The organism is Macrococcus equi (assembly GCF_047426745.1).
GTDB classification, from domain to species: Bacteria; Bacillota; Bacilli; order Staphylococcales; family Staphylococcaceae; genus Macrococcoides; species Macrococcoides equi.
The window spans coordinates 1,262,718-1,284,847 of sequence record NZ_CP179732.1; the positions used below are offsets into that span (position 1 = coordinate 1,262,718).

The 22,130-nt window shown below is 35.6% G+C and carries 20 protein-coding genes; 14 read left to right on the forward strand and 6 right to left on the reverse strand.

The features are described 5' to 3' along the window. The first annotated feature begins 2 nt into the window (after nt 1-2). Nucleotides 3-425 (forward strand): ribosomal protein S18-alanine N-acetyltransferase, encoded by a 423-nt coding sequence (rimI, locus tag ACMGE6_RS06535; RefSeq protein ID WP_414054842.1) that lies wholly within the window; start codon nt 3-5, stop codon nt 423-425. Further along, complete coding sequence (gene tsaD, locus ACMGE6_RS06540; RefSeq protein WP_414053201.1) at nt 422-1,420, forward strand: tRNA (adenosine(37)-N6)-threonylcarbamoyltransferase complex transferase subunit TsaD; 999 nt, start codon at nt 422-424, stop codon at nt 1,418-1,420. Before rimI ends, tsaD begins: the two co-directional genes overlap by 4 nt. A 413-nt stretch (nt 1,421-1,833) precedes the next feature. Here tsaD and ACMGE6_RS06545 read toward each other — a convergent pair whose 3' ends face one another. Then, on the reverse strand, nt 1,834-3,750 hold the full coding sequence (locus tag ACMGE6_RS06545) for an ABC-F family ATP-binding cassette domain-containing protein (RefSeq protein WP_414053202.1): 1,917 nt from the start codon (nt 3,748-3,750) through the stop codon (nt 1,834-1,836). A gap of 155 nt (nt 3,751-3,905) precedes the next feature. Here ACMGE6_RS06545 and ACMGE6_RS06550 point away from each other — a divergent pair, with 155 nt between their 5' ends. The 5 genes from ACMGE6_RS06550 (at nt 3,906) to ACMGE6_RS06570 (ending at nt 8,195) form a co-directional block, all read left to right on the forward strand. Next, nucleotides 3,906-4,538, forward strand: coding sequence for a redox-sensing transcriptional repressor Rex (locus tag ACMGE6_RS06550; RefSeq protein WP_414045717.1), 633 nt, complete (start codon nt 3,906-3,908; stop codon nt 4,536-4,538). 12 nt (nt 4,539-4,550) lie between these two features. Then, entirely contained in the window at nt 4,551-4,745 is a 195-nt protein-coding gene (gene tatA, locus ACMGE6_RS06555) for a twin-arginine translocase TatA/TatE family subunit (protein WP_414045718.1), read from the forward strand. A 61-nt stretch (nt 4,746-4,806) separates the two neighbouring features. Beyond that, a complete protein-coding gene (gene tatC / locus ACMGE6_RS06560; protein WP_414047189.1) occupies nt 4,807-5,562 on the forward strand; it encodes a twin-arginine translocase subunit TatC in 756 nt (251 codons plus the stop codon). A gap of 156 nt (nt 5,563-5,718) precedes the next feature. Next, nucleotides 5,719-7,191, forward strand: a complete 1,473-nt coding sequence (locus ACMGE6_RS06565) for a glycoside hydrolase family 32 protein (protein WP_414054843.1) — start codon at nt 5,719-5,721, stop codon at nt 7,189-7,191. Between the two features lie 158 nt (nt 7,192-7,349). Then, entirely contained in the window at nt 7,350-8,195 is an 846-nt protein-coding gene (locus ACMGE6_RS06570; RefSeq protein ID WP_414053203.1) for a MurR/RpiR family transcriptional regulator, read from the forward strand. A 156-nt stretch (nt 8,196-8,351) separates the two neighbouring features. Here ACMGE6_RS06570 and ACMGE6_RS06575 read toward each other — a convergent pair whose 3' ends face one another. The 3 genes from ACMGE6_RS06575 to ACMGE6_RS06585 all read right to left on the reverse strand — a co-directional run bounded on the left by ACMGE6_RS06575 (nt 8,352) and on the right by ACMGE6_RS06585 (nt 11,327). After that, nucleotides 8,352-9,707, reverse strand: coding sequence for an IS1182 family transposase (locus tag ACMGE6_RS06575; RefSeq protein ID WP_414054829.1), 1,356 nt, complete (start codon nt 9,705-9,707; stop codon nt 8,352-8,354). Between the two features lie 120 nt (nt 9,708-9,827). Beyond that, a complete protein-coding gene (locus ACMGE6_RS06580) occupies nt 9,828-10,451 on the reverse strand; it encodes a nitroreductase family protein (RefSeq protein ID WP_414047187.1) in 624 nt (207 codons plus the stop codon). A 24-nt stretch (nt 10,452-10,475) separates the two neighbouring features. Beyond that, a complete protein-coding gene (locus ACMGE6_RS06585) occupies nt 10,476-11,327 on the reverse strand; it encodes a VOC family protein (protein WP_414053204.1) in 852 nt (283 codons plus the stop codon). Nucleotides 11,328-11,542: 215 nt separating this feature from the next. Between ACMGE6_RS06585 and ACMGE6_RS06590 the strand changes: the two genes are divergently transcribed. Beyond that, the gene (locus ACMGE6_RS06590; protein ID WP_414053205.1) at nt 11,543-12,424 is read left to right on the forward strand and encodes a hypothetical protein; all 882 of its coding nucleotides are present in this window, start codon (nt 11,543-11,545) and stop codon (nt 12,422-12,424) included. Between the two features lie 82 nt (nt 12,425-12,506). Here ACMGE6_RS06590 and ACMGE6_RS06595 read toward each other — a convergent pair whose 3' ends face one another. Then, on the reverse strand, nt 12,507-14,201 hold the full coding sequence (locus tag ACMGE6_RS06595) for a M3 family oligoendopeptidase (protein ID WP_414053206.1): 1,695 nt from the start codon (nt 14,199-14,201) through the stop codon (nt 12,507-12,509). A 129-nt stretch (nt 14,202-14,330) separates the two neighbouring features. On the opposite strand from ACMGE6_RS06595, the gene ACMGE6_RS06600 reads away from it, so the two are divergent. Continuing rightward, nucleotides 14,331-15,773 (forward strand): phosphate--AMP phosphotransferase, encoded by a 1,443-nt coding sequence (locus ACMGE6_RS06600; RefSeq protein ID WP_414053207.1) that lies wholly within the window; start codon nt 14,331-14,333, stop codon nt 15,771-15,773. A gap of 263 nt (nt 15,774-16,036) precedes the next feature. Here the strand turns inward: ACMGE6_RS06600 and mroQ are convergent, their stop codons facing one another. Next, nucleotides 16,037-16,804 (reverse strand): intramembrane glutamic endopeptidase MroQ, encoded by a 768-nt coding sequence (gene mroQ, locus ACMGE6_RS06605; RefSeq protein ID WP_414053208.1) that lies wholly within the window; start codon nt 16,802-16,804, stop codon nt 16,037-16,039. A 215-nt stretch (nt 16,805-17,019) separates the two neighbouring features. Here mroQ and groES point away from each other — a divergent pair, with 215 nt between their 5' ends. The 5 genes from groES to ACMGE6_RS06630 all read left to right on the forward strand — a co-directional run bounded on the left by groES (nt 17,020) and on the right by ACMGE6_RS06630 (nt 22,067). Further along, nucleotides 17,020-17,304 carry a co-chaperone GroES gene (gene groES / locus ACMGE6_RS06610; protein WP_414045728.1) on the forward strand — a complete coding sequence of 95 codons (285 nt, stop codon included), beginning with the start codon at nt 17,020-17,022 and terminating at the stop codon, nt 17,302-17,304. Nucleotides 17,305-17,355: 51 nt separating this feature from the next. Further along, the gene (gene groL, locus ACMGE6_RS06615) at nt 17,356-18,978 is read left to right on the forward strand and encodes a chaperonin GroEL (RefSeq protein WP_414045729.1); all 1,623 of its coding nucleotides are present in this window, start codon (nt 17,356-17,358) and stop codon (nt 18,976-18,978) included. A gap of 182 nt (nt 18,979-19,160) precedes the next feature. Further along, nucleotides 19,161-20,096: an ABC transporter substrate-binding protein gene (locus ACMGE6_RS06620; RefSeq protein WP_414053209.1), complete on the forward strand. Its 936-nt coding sequence runs from the start codon at nt 19,161-19,163 to the stop codon at nt 20,094-20,096. Further along, nucleotides 20,086-21,081 (forward strand): FecCD family ABC transporter permease, encoded by a 996-nt coding sequence (locus ACMGE6_RS06625; RefSeq protein ID WP_414053210.1) that lies wholly within the window; start codon nt 20,086-20,088, stop codon nt 21,079-21,081. The genes ACMGE6_RS06620 and ACMGE6_RS06625 overlap by 11 nt, the downstream gene beginning before the upstream one ends. Further along, nucleotides 21,078-22,067, forward strand: coding sequence for a FecCD family ABC transporter permease (locus ACMGE6_RS06630; RefSeq protein WP_414053211.1), 990 nt, complete (start codon nt 21,078-21,080; stop codon nt 22,065-22,067). The genes ACMGE6_RS06625 and ACMGE6_RS06630 overlap by 4 nt, the downstream gene beginning before the upstream one ends. The last annotated feature ends 63 nt before the right edge of the window (nt 22,068-22,130 follow it).

Here is a 22,130-nt window from a genome sequence, read left to right on the forward strand (position 1 = left end):
AAATGTTGCCACAGGATGTACCTGCTATCTATCAGATTGAACAAAAAGCTTTTCCATCAGGTTCATGGACATTAGATGCTTTTTATCATGAATTAGAGAAAAATGAATTTGCACACTATTTTACTATGCTGCAGGATGACATAGTTGTGGGTTACCTGGGTATGTGGATAGTGATTGATCAGGCGCAAATCACAACTGTTGCTATAGATGAGTCCTTACGAGGAAAAGGTTTAGGTCGTTTACTATTAGATTATGTTATGAATTATGCACGACTTACGTGTGAGATGATGAGTTTAGAAGTTAGAGAAGAAAATTTAGCGGCACGTCGATTATATGAGTCATTAGGATTTACATATGGTGGTGTTAGACGTGACTATTATGGTCCGAATCAGGATGCAAAAGTAATGTGGGTGAAACTAAAATGAGTGATGTAATCATATTAGCAATTGAAACAAGTTGCGATGAAACAGCAGTAAGTATTGTAAAGAATGGTCATCAAGTCTTAAGCAATGTTGTAAATAGTCAGATAGAATCTCATAAACGCTTCGGTGGGGTTGTACCGGAAGTAGCGAGTCGTCACCATGTAGAGAATATAACAATCGTAATAGATCAGGCAATAATTGCTTCTGGATTAACATGGGATGATATTAATGCTGTTGCAGTAACTGAAGGTCCGGGATTAATCGGCGCATTACTGGTGGGGATTAACGCGGCAAAAGCATTAGCATTAGCACACAATAAACCGTTAATTCCTGTGCATCACATTGCAGGACATGTGTACGCTAATCATATAGAAGAACGTTTAACATTTCCGATATTAGCTTTAGTGGTATCAGGTGGTCACACTGAACTTGTTGTGATGAAAGATCACCTTGATTTTGAGATTATAGGGCAAACACGTGATGATGCAGTGGGTGAAGCGTATGATAAAGTAGCACGCACAATTCAGCTACCATATCCAGGTGGGCCGCATATCGATCGATTAGCAGCGATAGGTGAAGATAATTTAAATTTACCACGTCCAATATTAGAAGCGTATGACTTTAGTTTTAGTGGCTTAAAGAGTGCGGTTATCAATACGCTTCATAACAAAAATCAAAAAGGTGAAACTTACAGGAAAGAAGATGTGGCTGCAAGTTTTCAAGCGAGTGTGATTGATGTACTGACTGAGAAGACCTTTAAAGCATTAGACGCATATAATATCAATCAATTACTGATTTGTGGTGGTGTAGCTGCTAATAAAGGCTTACGTGAGAAAATGACAACATTATGTGCAGAAAAAGGTATTAAGTTAATGATACCACCATTTGAATTATGTACAGATAATGCTGCAATGATAGGTGCAGCAGCGTATTATCAATACTTAAATCAGCAATTTACTGGTATGGACTTAAACGGAAGATCAAATATAGCGTTATAAATTAAAAGACAAAGTCGATTTAGACTTTGTCTTTTAATGCATTATAGCGACACAACCGTTAAGTAAAACGGTTAATATAATCGATAGTATAATAGAAAGAATAATACTTCCTAAACAGCTACGTGGAAATCTATACATTAATGTACTCCTTTAATATGGCTTTATTACTTTATACCACAATAGATGCATTTTTAATCAAAAAAACATTTATTTTTATTTGGCGAACGTACGTACTTGTTCACATCGTGTGAATAAAATGTGTGTAACTTTAGCTATCTGGAGAGTATTACACTAAAAATATCATAATATCTTTTAATTTTTCTGTGGATAAGTAGGATAACTTTGTGGATTACTTTACTTTTAGGCTTTTATTTGTGCATAACTTTGTGCACAAAAAAACCGGCAGATGCCGGTTATTCTTCTAAAGCAAGTTCGAGTTCGGTCCATTGTTCGACCATCTGTTCGAGTTTATGATTGAGTGCAATTAATTCCTGATTTAAAGTATTCGATTTCTCGTGATCGTTGTATACTTCTGGCAATGTCAATTCTTCTTCGATAGAAGCAATTTGTGCTTCAGTTGACTGAATTTCTTTTTCAGTACTTTCTAATTGTCGCTCAAGTTTACGACGTTCTTTTTGAGAAGCTTTGAAATCATTATGTGTTATTTCTTTCGAACTTTCTACAGTTTCTTGTGCCATCAAGCTTTCATGCGCAAGACGTTCTTCTTCCTTTTCGATAAAATAAGAATAATCTCCAAGAAATAATTTGCCGCCGTTATCTGTCATCTGAAAAATCTTCGTTGCAATCTTATTGATGAAGTATCGATCATGGCTGACAAATAGTAGTGTACCCGGATAATGAATCAGTGCCTCTTCCAGTACTTCTTTAGCATCAATATCTAAGTGGTTGGTCGGCTCATCAAGAATTAATACATTGTTTTCTTCTAGGCTGAGTTTTGCCAGTTGAAGACGTGCTTTCTCTCCACCAGATAAATCGTTTATAATCTTCTTAACATCATCCTGAATAAATAAGAAACGTCCGAGAACAGTTCGAATCTCTTTCTCAGGTAAATGTGGATAATACTGCCACAGTTCTTCCAGCACTGTATTGTTCGAAGAAAATTCTGCCTGTTTCTGGTCATAGTATCCGATTGATAAGTTTGCACCGTAGTGAATATCACCGTGCAGTGCTTTGAGCTGTTTAGCGATGGTTTTAATAAATGTTGTCTTACCGATCCCGTTCGGTCCGATAAATGCGACTGCATCCTGTTTTTTAATATCCAGATTTAGATGTTCAGCGAGCGGTGTATCATATCCTATTGATAAATCACTTACTTTAAGCACATCATTGCCTGTTTCTTTTTGAATATTAAAGCGTAAATTCATTGAATGATCATCTTGCTTTGGCATATCGATCTTTGTCATCTTCTCAAGTACTTTACGACGCGATTTCGCCATACCGCTTGTTGAAGCACGTGTAATATTTTTTTGGACAAACGTTTCGAGACGCTTAATTTCTGCTTGTTGTCGTTCGTACTGTGCCTGCATTTTTTCGTAAAATTGATCACGCTGTTCGATAAACTTAGAATAGTTTCCCACATATTTCTGAACTTGGCCAAGTGCAACATCATAGACCGTGTTAACGACCTTATCTAGAAAATATCGGTCGTGTGAGATTATCACGATAGCACCGCTATAAGTCGTTAAATAGTTTTCAAGCCAGGCTGTCGTATCCATATCCAGATGGTTGGTTGGCTCATCTAGCAGTAATAAGTCTGGATTATGCAGTAACATTTCAGCAAGCGCGAGACGTGTTTTTTGTCCACCCGAGAAAGTATCGATTTTTTGATCGAAATCTTCAGGTTTAAAGTTCAGTCCGGTTAATACAGTTTTTATTTTAGTTTCATAGAGGTAACCATCCTGTGCTTCAAATTGTTGTTGAAGTTTTTCATAACTTGATAATTTGTCCTGATAGTCAGCAGTATGCGCATTATGACTTTCTTCACTTAAGTACTGAGCGATTCTGTTTAATTCCTGTTGCATCTTCTCTAAATGAAGGAATGGTTTTTTCATCGCTTCATATACAGTACCTTCAGCATTTAAAGTCATTTGCTGTGTTAAATAGCCGAGTTTAATATTTTTTGCCATGGAAAGATTACCTGAATCATAATCCTCAGTTCCGGCAAGAATTTTCATTAATGTTGTTTTACCTGCGCCGTTACGTCCGACGATAGCAATTCGATCGTTCGATTTTACTTCGAATTTCACATTTGAAAATATATTTTCACCTGAGTAGGATTTTGTTAGATTGCTTGCTTGTAATAATATCACGTTCTTTCACCTCTATTTCATTGTACATGAAGTGTGAAAGCGAGGGAATATTTTAATCGTTAATGTGAAAATTCACATAGTCATTTCACATATAAAGTGATATAATTTTAAGAGATGTGAAAAGTATCACAAATTAAATGAAAAAGGTGAATAGGATGTCAAAAGATGAAATAAAAATTCCTAAAGCCACACTCAAGAGACTTCCATTATATTATCGTTTTGTTAATACATTATATAATTCAAATGTAGAAAGAGTCAGCAGTAAAGAGTTAAGTGAAGGTTTACAAATTGATTCTGCCACAATACGTAGAGATTTTTCTTATTTTGGTGAGCTAGGGAAAAAAGGATATGGCTATAACGTTAGTTTCTTACTCAATTTCTTTAAAACGACGCTGCAGCAGGATATTATTACGAAAGTTGCGATTATCGGTGTCGGTAATTTAGGAACAGCACTTGTGAATTATAACTTTTCAATTAATGATCGTATGAAAATTACGGCAGCGTTTGATACAAGTTCTAATTCAGTCGGTAAGACAATTGGTAAGATTAAAGTTGAAGATATGAACAATTTTGAAAAAGTAGTTGAAGAAACAGGGATTCAGGTTGTAATATTAACAGTACCAGGAGCTGTTGCTCAGGATGTCGCAAATAGAGTGACAAAAGCTCAAATAAAAGGTATATTAAACTTTACACCAGAACGTTTAACAGTACCAAATGGCGTTCACGTACATCACATTGATCTAGGCGTTGAATTACAATCATTGATATTTTTTATGAAAAATCATTAGGGGGTTATATTGATGTTATTTATTAATACGGTTGGTTTGATTTCACCGGGTATTGCTATCTTTTTAGGTGTTATCGCTTTAATTATTTTCGGTCCTAAGAAGTTACCGGAATTTGGTCGAGCAATGGGGACATCTTTAAAGGAATTTAAAGATGCAACAGATGGTATCATGAAAGACCACGATAAAGAAGATAAAGATTTAAAATAATTTATATTTTTAAGACGGCGAACATGTTTGCCGTTTTTTTATGAGGAGGTTATTTCCTTAAATGAATAAAGATGATTTAACGGTAGTCGAACATCTGGAAGAACTTCGTAAGCGAATTATGATTGTACTGTACTCTTTAGTTGCAGGGACGGCAGTGGGATTTTACTTCGGGAAACCAGTGACGAAGTTCTTAACAAGAGATGATGTGCCAAAAGAAATTGAGTTACATTATTTTAAAGTAAGTGATCCGTTAACAATTTATATTACCGTAATTATGATTATTGCTTTAATATTGATTTCACCGGTTATTTTATATCAACTCTGGGCGTTTATCTCACCAGGATTACATCCAAAAGAACGTCGCGCAACATTGTCTTATATTCCAATTAGTATGATTTTATTTTTGGGTGGACTGGCATTTAGCTATTTCTTTGTGTTCCCGTATTTAATACATTTTACAATTGGACTTGCAAGTGAGATGGGTGTCAATCAGATGATAGGTGTTCGGGAATACTTTAATGAGATGCTGAGATTTACGATACCATTCGGATTCTTATTTCAGTTGCCGATATTATTATTGTTTTTGACGAGGCTTGGTTTAGTTACACCGATGTTTCTGAAGAAGAACAGAAAATATGCATACTTTGCATTATTTGTTGTGGCAGCACTTATTACACCACCCGATTTAATTACGTACTTCATGTTTGCTATGCCGATGATCTTACTGTATGAAGTAAGTATTCAAATTAGCAAAATCGGTTATCGTCAGTACTTAAAGGGTGAACAGAAATTAATTGAAGAAGAACTTGAGAACTAATCACTGCCTGGTGGTTAGTTTTTTTGTGGAGATTTTTAGGTGTGGGAAGTATTGCATTATCTCCTGTAAGTTATTTGAATAGATTATATTATCTTTATATCACGAATTTCTAAAACATGCTAAAATATATACAACATGAAAGGGAGCGTTATTATGATTGAATGGACACGTGAAGAACGTTATCAAACACTTGAAACATTTCCTGAAGCGGCATATAGCGCTTTAGAAGAGATGGTAACGTCATCACTTTATAGACAGCAATATCATATTCAGCCACCGACAGGTTTGTTAAATGATCCGAATGGATTTGCCTATTTTAATGGTCAGTATCATTTATTTTATCAGTGGTTTCCATTAGGTGCAGTGCACGGATTGAAGTATTGGTATCATACTGTGAGTGATGATTTAGCGACATTTAAAAATAACGGTATCGCCATACGACCGGACACACAATTTGATAGTCATGGTGCGTATTCAGGTTCAGGTATCGTAGTAGATGATGAACTGAAGCTCATGTATACAGGAAATCATCGGACAGAAGACTGGGACCGTAAGAGTTATCAATTACTTGCTTCAATGGATAAGGAGGGTGTCATTACTAAATCAACCTCGCCTGTTATAGCAAGTCCGCCTGAAGGATATACAGAGCATTTCCGCGATCCGAAAGTCTGGTTTGAAGATGGTAATTATTATGCGGTCATCGGTGCACAGCGTAATGATGAGACGGGAACGATTCTGGTGTATCAATCGAAGGATTTAACTGATTGGTCATTGATTTCTGAACTGAAGACAGATTATACGAATTTCGGATACATGTGGGAATGTCCGGATTACTTTAAGCTTGGGGATATGGATGTAGTACTTTTCTGTCCGCAAGGGGTTGATAAATTTGAAGATAAGTTCTGGAATATTTATCAATCGGGTTATATATTAGGTACGCTGGACAAAGAAACCTTTGAAATGACGCACGGTGAGTTCATCGAGCTGGATAATGGATTTGACTTTTACGCGCCACAGACAACTTTAGATAAAGACGGGAATCGTATTCTTATCGGGTGGATGGGTTTACCAGACACTGGTTATCCGTCTGACAAAGAAGGATGGGCACACTGTCTGACGTTACCTCGTGTGTTGACTGTAGAAGATAACAAACTACGTCAGCGTCCTGTTCCGTCACTTAAAAAACTACGAGGTCAAGTAGAGACAGCAGAAGGTTATGCAACGAAGAAGAATGTGAAGCTTCATCCATATGAAGGTAAGCAATATGAACTGATTGTAGATGTACTGGAGAACGAATCTACAGAATTCTATATCGAGTTAAGAGTGTCTAAAAAAGAAAGTACAATGATTACTTATAATCAATCAGAGCGTCGCGTGACATTAGATCGCTTTGATAGTGGACTTCAACCAACCGGTGTGGACGGATTTAGTCGCTCAGTTGTACTGGATAGTGATTTATCGCAACTTCAAATTTTTGTGGATACTTCATCAATTGAAATATTTTTAAATGATGGGGAAAAAGTGATGACCACAAGAATTTTCACCTCTAGTGATGCTACAGGTATCAGAACGTCAACAGAATCTGGTCAAGTATATTTTAAATTTACGAAATATGATTTAATCGTCTAAAACTGCAATTTGTAAAAATTGTAGTTTTTTTATTAAAAATAAAAAAATTTATTTAAATTATTACCAACATATAGTATAAAATATATATAAGCAGTAATTTCAAAATAATATTAATTAATATTATTTTATTTTTAATGAAAAATATGGAGGTTATTAGCATGTATTCCGTTTTAGGCCAGATTACGCAAATGTATGAAACTTTCACGCCAGTGGAAAAGCGTATTGCAGATTTGATGATCGATCAACCTGTAAAAGTAGTGAACTTGCCGATAAAAGAAATAGCGAAGCTGGCAGGTACAAGTGAAGCTGCTATCGTACGATTCAGTAAGCGCCTAGGACTCTCAGGTATTAAAGTGGTTAAGGTAGAACTGGCAAGAGAACTTCATACAATTGAAACAGAGAAAAAACCTTCTAAGATTGAATTCTCAGACTCAGTCGAAGAATTAAAAGAAAAAGTATTTAACAATTCAATTCAGGCATTATACAATACGGAGAAGATTCTATCACCAAACTTAATTGATGAAGCGGCTCATGCGATTGTGAATGCTGGTCGTATGATGATATTTGGGCAGGGTATTTCAAATGTAGTAGGAGAAGACTTCAAATTAAAACTCGCCCAGATCGATAAACAAGTTTTTCAGACAAATGATTCTTATACTGCACTTTCAATTCTGGCCAATTTTGAAGCGTGTGACGTGTTATTTGTGATTACGTCTAATGGAAAAAGTAAAGAAATGATAGAAGTCATGAAATTTGCAAAAAAGCAGAACGTGACGATTATCACTGTGACTCAGAAAGTACCATCAGTCGCATTACGTATGTCCAATATAGCACTGACCATGACAAGAGAAGAGCAGGATACAAACATTGGAACGATGACCGTTCGCATCGTTCAACTTGCTATCATTGATGCCCTGTTCTTAAGAATTTGTTCGATTCAAAGTGAACAGGTCATTAAGAGTTTGACGAATATTGAAAATGCGCATCACAGTCAAAATAAATAATAGTCATAAAATGAATAAAACCATTGAATGTCATACATTCAATGGTTCAGATTGAAGACAAACTCATTTTCATTACATGAGTTTGTCTTTTTTTAAAGGCTATATTCTCATTTATTCGAAGAAATTTCTTCGAAATTTAAATTATTGACTATAATGCTAAGCCAATTGAGTATCTTTGATAACCCAATTGGCTAACTTTTTTAAATTCATGCATGCACAAATAAGCGTGGTTTCCATGGACACTTTTTTCAATCCTCTAAACTTTGTCCATCTCATACCATGCTGTTCTTTAGCGTCACCAAATCTTCTTTCAATAGTTTGAGACCTTAATTTATATCCCATTCTTCCTTCTTCTGTATGTCTTATTTCTTCAACATCTTCTAAGTATTCTTGCCAAATATGTCTTTGAATTTGCTTTTTATATTGTTTATTTTCTGTACATTTATTTAGAAATGGACATTCTTTACATACATTTGGGTTAGAATGATACAATTTAAATCCTTCACGATCAGTACGTGTGTATTTAAGGGGGTGATTTGCAGGACAAATATATTCATTGTAATATTCATCATAAACAAAATCATTTTTTCTGAAACGGTCCTTTGGACCTCTTGGTCTAGTATATGGCATGTAAGGAGTGATTGACTCTTTAAATAAAAAGTAAGCATTAAAAGGTGTTTTATATCCAGCATCTACAGCCAAGGTTTTAGGTTTAATTCCTTTATCTTTCATTCTAGAAATCATAGGTGCCAATTGAGTACTATCATGAATATTAGCTGGTGTTACGTGGTGATCTACAAAAAATCCATTTTTATCAACACAAGCATGTAAACTATAAGCAAACTGTTTCTCACGTTCACCTTTAACATAGTAACCAGCGTCAGGATCTGTGAGACTTTCTTTCTTTTCTTTTTCTTCTGTCTTATGAGTTGGGGTGAACTCCTTTTTTCCTTCAGATTTACGAACCTCGTTTATTTCTTTATCTAATTCATCCTTATAATGAGCGACTGATTTTTTTACTACAACTTTTCTAAATCTATGTTTATTAGCATTTGCTTTTATATGAGTAGAATCAATAAATAAAGCTGAGGTATCAATCAATTTATGTTGCATCGCCAACTGTAGAATGTGTTCAAATATTTCTTCAAAAAGTGTATTATCACTGAACCTTCTAATATAATTCTTACCGAAGGTAGTGAAATGAGGAATCTTATCCTGAAAACTGTATCCAAGATACCAACGATAAGCAACATTTGTTTCGATTTCTTTTATTGTTTGTCTCATTGATTTTATTCCGAATAATTTTTGTATTAATATTATTTTTACTAAAATCACAGGGTCTATACTTGGACGACCATTATCAAGACAATATTTATCTTCGACTAGAGGATAAATAAAATTCAAATCCAATACTTTATCTACTTTTCTTAGTAAATGGTCTTGTGGAACTAAATCTGAAATTGCAACAACCTCTAATTGATTTCTTTTATCTTCTGATTTACTCAACAAAATAATCACCCCAAATCATTGTTAATATTATTGTATAAAAAAAGACTGAAAACTTCATCTCCGAAGGAGACTTTGTCTTCAGTCTGAACCATTGAATGTCATACATTCAATGGTTTTTTATAGTTATTTTTTTACGATAAAGCGATTTTCAACAGGCTGGAATTCTTTAGGGCCTGCTTCTGAGCCGATTGTACCGAATGGCATTTGAGCGACAAGTTCCCAAGTAGCAGGAATATCAAATTCTGTGACTACTTTGTCATCAATAACGCCATTATAATGTTGTAAAGATGCACCTAATCCTTTATTTGCAAAAGCTGTCCAAATCGCAAATTGATGCATCGCACTTGAATGGTGTGCCCATACCGGGAAGTTATCAGCATACGATGCGAATTTTTCCTGAAGTCCTTCTGTAACTTTTGTATCAACATAGTATAAAACAGTACCATAACCTGCTTTAAAACTATTAATTTTTTGTTCAGTCGCACTAAAGTCACGATCTGGTCCCATCTTTTCTTTTAAACATTCTTTTGTCAGATCCCAGAACTTTTTATGCTCGTCATTTAATAATAAAACGATACGTGTACTTTGAGAGTTGAATGCAGAAGGTACGTGTTTAACGATATCTCCGATAATTTTTTCGATTTCATCATCTGAGATAGGTGATTTAGGTTCAATATGATAAATTGAACGTCTGTTTTCAATTGCTTCTTCAAAGTTTTGTGCTAAATCTTTTTTAAATAAACTCATTTTAATTGCCCCTTTGCAGTTAAATTATTTATTTCGAATCATTAAGCGGATGCCAATACCATTTGGATCTTTCATATATTCTGAATTCCCGTCTTTATACATTTCTAATCCTTTTTCCTGCATTAACTTTTTAAAATATTCAACGTCTTCATCATTTGGCATATTAATATCAAAGCGGCGTAACCCGGGAGCATCTAGTTCAGGTTGTGCTGTCTGTCTGTTCCAGATATTCAGACCGAGGTGGTGATGATATCCTCCGGCAGATAAGAAAGCAGCACTTGGTCCGTAAGTGGTCATTGTATCCATTCCGAAGAAGTCTTCATAGAAAGTAACAGAACGTTCTAGATCGATAACAGATAAATGCATGTGCCCCATAATCGTTTCAGGGTCTAAGCCTTTAAAAGGTTGATTGTTATTTGCCGCGAGTACCCCAGGATAATCCATTTCAGTTGTACCCATTACGATGTTTCCGTTCTCTTCGTATTCCCACTCTTCAGAAGGAATATCGCGATAGATTTCAATACCATTACCTTCAGGATCTTGTAAGTAGATGGCTTCTGATACGTCATGGTTACTTGCTCCGGCTAACGGATACTCTGTCTTAATTAAATGAAAGAAAATATTACCCAATGCAGCGCGTGACGGTACAAGTAACGCAAAATGAAATAATCCTGCCGACTGTACACGGCGTTTATTTGTTTGATAAAGATAAATTAAAGGACGGTGAATAGTACCAAGAACTGCATAATCATCACTTTTTTCAAGTACGTTTAATCCTAAAATCTCGTTGTAGAACTTAATACTATTATCCATAAAATTAACATTTAAATGAACTGCACCGACATGTGTATCGTTTGAAAAATATTTAGTTTCCATAGAAAAACTCCTTAATATACTATATATACTTAATATAAAAAATATATCATAAAGCAATGTAATATGCCATCAATTAATTTTATTATATCAACTTTTATAAAATTATTGCATTTATATATACAATGTTAAATGTATGTAACATTGTGCCCGTGAGATAGCAATTATAATTTTTGTGCTTTATAATGAAATTAATTGGAAATTTGGAGGAATGTATAATGCGTATAAAAAAGCTTAATACGATTGCTTTGACGACGGCTGCACTGTCTTTAAGTCTATCTGCATTAGACATTAACTCAAGTGAAGCAAGTGTAACACCCGTTAAACCAGCAAGTACAGTAGAGATTGTATCAACTGAAATGAATAATACTACGAAAGATAAATCTACAGAAAGACCTTCAGTTGAAGAGAAAACGACTGAGGCACCTACAACAGAGAAAAAATCAGAAGAAAATAAAATAGAGATTCCAAAATCGACTAATCAATCACATAACAATATAAAGTCTGAAGAAAGACCGGTCAAAGAACCTGCAAAAGAGGTACCTGTTCAGACACAACCAACAACACCAGCACCATCGACTAATCCTGTGACAACTGAATTACCAAAGACACCTATTAAGCCTCCTGTGAAGCCTGTTACGCCATCTGTGCCATCAACACCATCTTTACCGACTGAACCTGCGCAACCGAACAAGCCGGTCATAGTAGAGCCGACAGTTCCTCATGAGGATGAAACAGATAATCAAGTTAAGCCCACACGTAAACCCGACAATTTCTGTCCGGGTAAGGGTGAGAAATACTATACAGAACTTGATAAACATGTTGAAGGCTTAGTAACAGCTAAGATCGAAAAGTTTGGAGACCATAAACCGACGATTGCTGAAGCTACTGAAAAGGAAGAACAATCTAAGGACACTGATCTACAATTAGATAAGCCGGAGAAGAAAAAGACGTCTGGTAAGCACGCACAGTCAAAACAACAAAAGGATGAAGAAAGTGCATCATTAGAATCTTTACCTGACACAGGTGAAGTCACTTCATTGCTAGGTTATATGGCAGCATTAATATTTGCTGGTTCAATTTTAATTCGTAAAAATTAAACAGTATTTTATAAATTTAGAACCCAACAATCATTTTCTTGATTGTTGGGTTCTATTTTTGTAAATCTATAAATTTTATCTCCTAAAACTGTGTTGTATCAATTTTATTTAAGTAGTCTTCTAAAAATGTCATAACTTCTTTTAAGGTACCATCTTTAAAAGGTGAAGATAGATGTGCTGTTTCGACAATCTTGTTGAATGGTAATGATCCACCAATATTACAAATATGCAGATAATCTTTCCATGCAGCTGCAAAGTCTTCAGTTGAACGTTTAAAGAACTGGAAAGCACACACTTGTGCTAATGTATAATCGATATAATAGAATGGTGACTCAAAGATATGACCTTGTCTGTGCCATAATGCGCCATCGACAAGTGGGGCAATACCGTCATAATCTTTATGTGGTAGATACTTTTCTTCTAATGACTGCCATGCATTGCGTCGTTCTTTTGGTGTCATATCAGGCTTGCTGTACACAATATGTTGAAATTCATCTACAGCAACGCCGTACGGTAAGAACTGAATAGCATCAACGATATGTTTATATTTGAATTTATCTGCATTTTTAAAGAATAAATCCATCCATTGATATGTAAAGAATTCCATACTCATCGAATGAATTTCACAAGATTCGTGCGTTGGCCACAAATAATCTGGAACCTTTTGATCACGTGAACGATACACTTGGAAAGCATGCCCAGCTTCATGAGTCAGTACTGTAATATCATGGTCTGTCCCATTAAAGTTAGAGAAGATAAACGGTGATTTATAATCATCGATATAAGTACAGTATCCTCCTGCTTGTTTTCCTTTTTTTGCTTCAACATCAAATAAATCGCGTTCCATCATAAACTGATAGAATTCATCTGTTTCAGGACTTAGTTCACGATACATTTTACGACCATTTTCAAGGATTGTGCGTGCGTCATCTTTTGGTGATTCATTGCCGCTAGTAAATAAAATCGGTTCATCATAAACTTTTAAGCTATCTACACCAATACGTTCTTGTTGTGCTATGTATAGTTTTTGCGCAAGAGGTACAACATACTTTGCAATCTGCTCACGATAATTTTCGACCATGTGAGGTGTATAATCGACGCGACGCATACGGACATAACCTAATTCGATAAAGTTATCAAAGCCAAGTTTAACAGCAATTTCATGACGTACCTTCACTAATCGGTCATAGATATCATCATATTGATTTAATAGATTTGCACGATAATTTTGTACAGCAAGTGTTGCATTTTTACGTTCTTCTCGATTACTTGATTCAAGAAATTTACCCATTTGAGCAAATGTATAGGTATCACCTTGAAACTCAATTTCAGCAGAGGCAACGAGTTTAGAATATTCAGAGGCAATTTTATTCTCTTGATTTAATAAATCTTTAATTGACTCGTCAAACTGTTTAACGTATAACTCAGCAAGATCAAATAATTGCTCACCGTATACTTCTTTTAATTCCTCTTTAAACGCGCTTCTATTCAATGCATTGAAATATAAAGATTCAAAGTAGACAATCTCTCCATTGTTCTCATCAAAGAAATCACGTTCCTGTTCATAAAATTCATCTTTTGTATTGATAGAAGCACGAATGTATGCCAGGTTGAACATTGAATCAATCTTATTACGTAGCGCATTGATGTCATCAATAACTTTCATCTGTGTCGCTGCTGAATCTGCCTGGTCAAAGGCAACATACAGCGCTTTGAATTTTTCTTTTGCTTCATTTAAATCCGGTCTGATATATTCATAGTCTTTGAAAGTAGCCATTGTATTCTCCTTTGCATTCTATTGTCTAATTTTTCTTACTATTCTTATAATACTCTATATAACCGTGAGAAGGAATATATTTATTTTAGGTGAAATGGTATAATTAAGTGAAAAATGAGGGGGATGAACATGACAAAGATTGATGAAGCATTAGCACTGAAAACAGCTGAACTCGTAAGAAAGACCCATGAAGCAGGAATTCCGGTCATGTTTGTTTTTGAAGGTATACCGGCATCAGGTAAATCAAGACTATCGAATGAACTATTACTGACATTAGATGCAAAATACACGAACTTTTATGCGACACAACGACCGGACGCTGAATTATTGCGCTATCCGTTTTTGTATCCATATTGGAAGAATATACCGAATAAAGGTGGCGTGACATTATTCTTCAGAAGCTGGTATGCACAGAAACTGGATTTTGAAGTGCACGAATATAAGAAAGATATCATTAAAGATTACGAACTACTGACGCAGGAAATTGTAGGATTTGAGACGATGTTACAAAATGACGGCTATATCATCATAAAATTCTATTTATCAGTCAATGAACAGAAGCGTCTTGAACATATTCAGCAGACAAAGAAAAATCCTTTAACGCGCTGGAAAGCACAAGAATATGAAACAGGGATTCCGGTTAAAGAATATCAGGACGGTATGATTGATCTGATGAAAGCGACAGAAGAAATCTCACCGTGGACGCATATCGATTATACAGAACGTGGTAAAGCGACAAATGAAATGTATGAAACAATCATTAAACGCTTAGAAAAAGCATTGAAGGATAAAGAGAAAAATAAAGAAAAGAAAAAAACAGACGGCCAGTTTACAGAAGCATTCAAGACAGACATGTTTGATGATACATCAGATGATATGTCGAAAACTGAGTATAAAGAACTACTACCGAAATTACAAAATCGTATACGTGAATTGCAATACGCATTATATGAGAAGAAGATACCGATGATGCTTGTCTATGAAGGAATGGATGCAGCAGGTAAGGGTGGTAATATTAAACGCGTACGTGAAAGTTTAGATCCAACTGGATATGAAGTTAGTGCCATTAGTGCACCGACGGAAACAGAATTAAGCTATCATTACCTATGGCGCTTTGCAACAGATGTTCCACGTTCAGGACATATTGAAATCTTTGATAGAAGCTGGTATGGAAGAGTACTTGTTGAACGTGTGGAAGGGTTTGCTTCTACAGACGAATGGCAACGTGCATATCAAGAGATTAATCAATTTGAACGTGCTCTAACGATAGAAGGTGCGATAGTGATTAAGTTCTTCCTAGTGCTGGATAAAGATGAACAGTTGAAGCGATTTGAAGAACGACAAGTGACACCTGAGAAGCAATGGAAGATAACTGATGAAGACTGGCGTAACCGTGAGAAGTGGGATCTATATCTGGAGGCAAGTAAAGATATGATTGACGAAACTTCTACAGAAGACGCACCGTGGGTCATTATACCTGCTAATAATAAACGTGCTGCTCGTATTAAAGCATTAAAGACAATCATTACAGCATGTGAAGAACGCCTGTGGGGTGTAAAGAAATTATGGTAAGAGGCTGTCATCAAAGCGCTATGACTCATCCAAACTGGAAGCAATCCAAAGAAATCGGTTTTTGATTTCGAATGGATTACTGAAGTTTGTTGAATGTCTGCAAGTGAGACGCCGTTTGAGCCAACTGTGAGACGCCATTTGAGCCAACTGTGAGACGCCATTTGAGGCTGTCGAACTTGCGTTAAGACATGCTAACCAAATGTAATTTCATTTTCTAATAAAAACTCCGAATGTTGTAAATTACTACAGCACTCGGAGTTTTTTTAAATATTAAAATATGATTTTACGACAGGCACAATGATATGTGTTGTTGCTTTTAGTTGTTCCTGTGCTTCCTGTACTTTGTCTTTGAATACGATGTTTATGATCACTACAAAAGCATTCATCGACATATGTGCAGCAATCGGAACAATAATTCGATTAGACCACACGTATAGTGCGCTAAATACTAATGACATACCCATGTAAATCAAGGTATGATCGAAATCCATATGTGCACATGAAAAGATGAATCCACTGATTAATACTGAGATCGTGAATGATATCCAGCGAGCACCTTTAATAGCTTCATATAATTCACCAAAGATAACTTTTCTAAAGACAAACTCTTCTAAGATTGGCCCAACAATCGCAATCAAAATAATAAATATAGGAGCATCCATTGCCATCCCCATTACATTTTCTGTGTTCTGACTGATTGTAGGTTGTTTCAGTATATATGTATTAATCATACCGAAAATCATCTGAGCAAATAATGACAGAAAGAACCCGCCGATAATATAGGCTACGGTTGTTAAGGTATCGCTCTTATGAGAACGTTCAAGTTGAGTTTTATTCTTAATCTTAAGGTTGATCAGTATAACGATAATAGAAGCGATGACAAACGATAATACATAATAAGGAATTGATAGTTTAATCGCCTCAGCTAAAGAATGACCGTGTCTTATAAAATATTTTTGAGGAATTAATACGCTCACTTGAGAAGCGATATAGATAAACACTGTTAGTACATTAACCCAAATACGTTTCATTAATAATAAATTCTCCTTCTCATTTCAATACTTTTATCATTGTACATTAAAAAATCATCAAATAAAAACTTAATCTGCTCCTTAAAAAAATAATCTAAAAGTTAAAATAAAATATTTGCAATCTTGACCTTCTTTGATTATTATAAAATTATGTTAGCACTTAAAGGTATAGAGTGCTAAAAAACAAGTATTTATTTTTCAAGGAGGAAATTATCGTGTTAAAACCATACGGAAATCGTGTTGTAATCGAAAAAACTGAAAGAGAACAAACTACTGCAAGTGGAATCGTCTTAACAGATTCTGCAAAAGAAAAGTCTAACGAAGGTACAGTCATTGCAGTTGGCACAGGCCGTATCCTTGAGAATGGAGAAAGAATTGATATTCAGGTTGCTGTAGGTGATCGCGTAGTGTATGAACCATTTGGCGGCACTGAAGTAAAAGCAGGAGACGAAAAGTATATTGTCTTAAAAGAAGAAGACATTATTGCAATTATTGAATAGTAAATAATAACGAATCTTTTATATAAATTTTAATTATTGGAGGAATAAATAATGGTTAAAGAAATTAAGTTTTCTGAAGATGCAAGACGTTCTATGCTTGCAGGTGTTGATAAATTAGCTGATGCTGTTAAAGTTACTTTAGGACCTAAAGGACGTAATGTTGTATTAGATAAGAAGTTCGTTGCACCTTTAATTACAAATGATGGTGTGACAATCGCAAAAGAAATTGAATTAGAAGATCCATATGAAAACATGGGTGCAAAGCTTGTCGCTGAAGTTGCGAATAAAACAAATGAAATCGCAGGTGACGGTACGACAACTGCAACAGTACTTGCACAGGCAATGATTCAGGAAGGGCTTAAAAACGTAACAAGTGGTGCTAATCCTGTAGGCATTCGTCAAGGTATTGATAAAGCAGTTGCTGTTGCTTTAGAAGAATTAGCTGCAATTTCAAAACCAGTGAGCAGTAAAGAAGAAATCGCACAAGTTGGGGCAATTTCAGCTGCTGACGAAGAAATCGGTCAATTCATTAGTGAAGCAATGGAGAAAGTTGGTAACGACGGCGTTATCACTATCGAAGAATCTAAAGGATTCAAAACTGAATTAGAAGTCGTTGAAGGTATGCAGTTTGACCGTGGTTATGCGTCACCTTACATGGTTACTGATTCTGATAAGATGATTGCAGATTTAGAGAATCCATACATCTTAATTACAGATAAGAAGATTTCATCATTCCAGGACATCTTACCGTTATTAGAGCAAATCGTTCAAACATCACGTCCAATCTTAATTGTCGCTGAAGACGTTGATGGCGATGCTTTAACAAACATCGTTTTAAACCGTTTACGTGGTACATTTACAGCGGTTGCAGTAAAAGCGCCAGGATTTGGTGACCGTCGTAAAGCAATGTTAGAAGATTTAGCAATCCTTACAGGTGGTCAAGTGATTACTGACGACTTAGGATTAGATTTAAAAGATGCAACAGTTGATATGTTAGGTAATGCAGCAAAAGTTCACGTTACTAAAGACGATACAACTATCGTTGAAGGTCGCGGAGATGCATCAAATATCGACGCACGTGTTGGTCAATTAAAAGCTCAAATCGAAGAGACAACTTCTGAATTTGATAAAGAAAAATTACAAGAACGCTTAGCGAAATTAGCAGGCGGTGTTGCAGTGATTAAAGTTGGTGCTGCAACTGAAACAGAATTAAAAGAACGTAAATTACGTATTGAAGATGCATTAAACTCAACACGTGCAGCAGTTGAAGAAGGTATTGTTGCAGGTGGTGGTACTGCATTAGTATCAATCTACAATAAAGTTGCAGCAGTTGAAGCAACAGGTGACGTGGCAACAGGTGTTAAGATCGTCTTAAAAGCATTAGAAGCACCAATCCGTCAAATCGCAATTAATGCAGGTCTTGAAGGATCAGTGATTGTTGAGAAGATTAAACATGCTGATACTGGTGTTGGATACAATGCAGCAACAGATGAGTGGGTAAATATGATTGAAGCAGGTATCGTGGATCCTACGAAAGTTACACGTTCAGCATTACAAAACGCAGCGTCAGTTGCCGCAATGTTCTTAACGACTGAAGCGGTCGTTGCAGAATTACCTGAACAACAACCAGCTATGCCTGATATGGGTATGGGTGGCATGCCAGGGATGATGTAATTTTAGGATAAAATAAATAGAGTTATTAGAATTGGACTGGATTGTCATTTGACGATCCGGTCTTTTTTATTTTTTAACTTGTATGGAAAAACAAAAAAATAATTGACAAGCTAAAAAAATAAATCTACAATTGATAACGGTTATCAATGATAACGATTATCAATTAAAGGAGACAATTCGAAATGAAAAAAATATGTTTTATCATCTTAAGTTTAGTGCTGTTTGTTACAGCATGCGGTAAACAGTCAGACAATAAAGAGGCATCACCTAAAGATATGATTGAAGTAAAACATGCTATGGGAACGACTAAAGTTCCGAAACACCCAAAACGTGTTATCGTACTGACAAATGAAGGGACTGAAGCACTCGTTGCATTAGGCGTTAAACCGGTTGGAGCAGCAAATTCTTATGCAGGTGATCCTTGGTATAATCACCTAAAAGATAAATATAAAGGTATTGAGCCTGTAGGAAATGAAAGTGAAATTAATATCGAACGTATTGCAAAACTGAAACCTGATTTAATTATCGGTAATAAATTCAGACAAGAAGCGCAATATAAGAAATTATCAGCGATTGCACCGACGGTATTCTCTGAAGAGTTACGCGGTGACTGGAAAGAAAACTTTAAATTATATGCTCAAGCTGTTAACAAAGAAGATAAAGGTAAAGCAGTATTAGCAGATTATACAACGCATGTTGATAAAACACGTGACGCAATAGGGAATAAAATTAACTCAGAAATTTCAATGGTACGTTTCATGCCAGGCGACGTGCGTATTTATCATAAAGATACTTTCTCTGGCGTAATATTAGATGAAGTTGGATTAAAGCGTCCGAAAGGTCAGGATAAAGATGACTTTGCAGAGAAAGGCTTAACAAAAGAAAGAATCAGTGCAATGGACGGAGATTATCTATTCTACTTTACATTTAATACACCGAAAGAAGATATAACAGCAGTTGAAAAAGAATGGGTGAATGATCCGGCATTTAAAAGATTAAAAGCGTCACAGAAAAATCACGCTATAAAAGTAGATGATTCTATCTGGAATACTTCAGGTGGTGTACTGTCTGCACATATGATGCTCGATGACTTAAAGGAAAAAATAAGTGCAAAGTAATTACTTAAAGCTGTGTTTACTTTCAATACTGCTTATCATCAGTATGTTATGCAGTCTAATGTTGGGTTATAGAGTGTTTAGCATTGCAGATGTGTTTCAGAGTTTATTTCATCATCAAAGAATCGAAGGTCAGAACATCTTGGTAGATTTGAGATTACCTCGAACCATCCTTGCAGCACTGATTGGATTGATGCTAGGAATGAGTGGTGTACTGATTCAGACAGTAACACGTAATCCATTTGCGAGTCCAGGTATTATGGGGGTTAATAGTGGTGCAAGTTTATTCGTAGTAACGGCTATCATCATATTTAATATCAATGGGACATTTCAATTAAGTGTTATAGCGTTCATTGGTGCACTATTTGTTGCAGCATTAATTGTTTTGGCGACGACGTTACCTGTTAGATCATTATCAATCATGGAACTCACACTTTTTGGAGCGAGTATCAGTGCATTCTGTATGGCTGTTACGCAAGGCATGCTTATATACAATGAATCAGCAATTGAACAGGTTATCTACTGGCTTAGTGGCTCAGTCAGCAATAAGAAGCTATCGATGCTTACATATTTATGGCCACTGATACTGTTTGCCATATTCATCACAACTTTTAATATAAAGAATCTAAATGCTTATGCATTAGATGATAATGCACTGAAAGCAGTTGGTGGTAATATTATCGTGATTAAATTGCTTGCAATGATTAGTGTTGCACTATTTAGCGGAGCATCAGTTGCTATTGCAGGGCCGATTGCTTTTATCGGACTTATTACCCCGCATATTACAAAGATGGTGATAACAAGCCATAACCATTTGATAATTATTCCTTCAGCGGGGATAGTTGGAGCAATCTTATTAGTAGTGAGTGATATATTAAGCCGTTATTTATTGTTCCCACAGGAAGTGCCGGTAGGGATAGCGACAGCGTTGATTGGCTCACCGATATTCTTCTATCTGATTCTTAAACGTAAGGAGCATTTGTCATGAAATATGTAGTGAATTTAATTTTATTGCTACTAGGTATGATGACCGCGCTTATGTTTGGTGATGGATGGATTAATCCGGTTGAAATCATCAAAAGTTTTGCTGGAATTAGTGATGATTATACGCAGTTAATCATTTTTACCTTGCGTCTGCCAAGAGTGTTACTTGCGGTTACAGCAGGTGCTGCACTCGGTATTGCAGGCTGCCTGCTGCAGCGCATTACAAAGAACGAGCTTGCATCACCTGATGTGATTGGGATATCACAAGGTGCAGTCGTCGGTAGTTTGTTTTTTCTTATAGTGCTAACTAGTCAAACAGAACAGCTGCTATTTCCTATAGCGTTTCAAAGCGTTGCTTCAATGATTGGTGCGATGGTAGTAACACTCATGTTATATCACTTTGCATTACGTAGAACTTTCTTGAAGGAACGATTAATCCTGCTTGGGATATGTATGAATATTTTCCTGCAAGGCATAATTATGTTTCTGATTATGTCATCGAACAAACGTAGTGCACAGGCACAAATATGGATTACAGGATCAGTACATCTTGCTGAATATTATCAGGTGATGGTGATTACGATAATCATCATACTCATTATTTTGGTCATGGCATATTATACGAAGCATCTGGATATTCATCAGCTAGGGTTTAATATGTCACATGGTTTAGGACTAAGTTATCAAACTATGACAATTATAACGCTATTGTGTGTGAGTATTTTGAGTGCAGTGAGTGTCAGCTTTATAGGGGGTATTCAGTTCGTTGGATTAATCGCTCCGCATATTGCGAAGAAAATGAAACACTATTCATTTATACAATTACTGTTTACTAGCGGATGTATAGGTGGATTGATTGTATTATTTAGCGATTTGATAGGCAGAACGATCTTTTTACCGGTAGAAATATCGGCTGGTGTGTTTACCGCATTAATTGGTGCACCGTTTTTTATGTATTTGTTATTTAGTAAGAGGTTTAAACAGATGTAATATATTTTAGGGGAATCCGGGCAATGACAAGAAAATGATGATTTATTTTTCTTACATTGTACC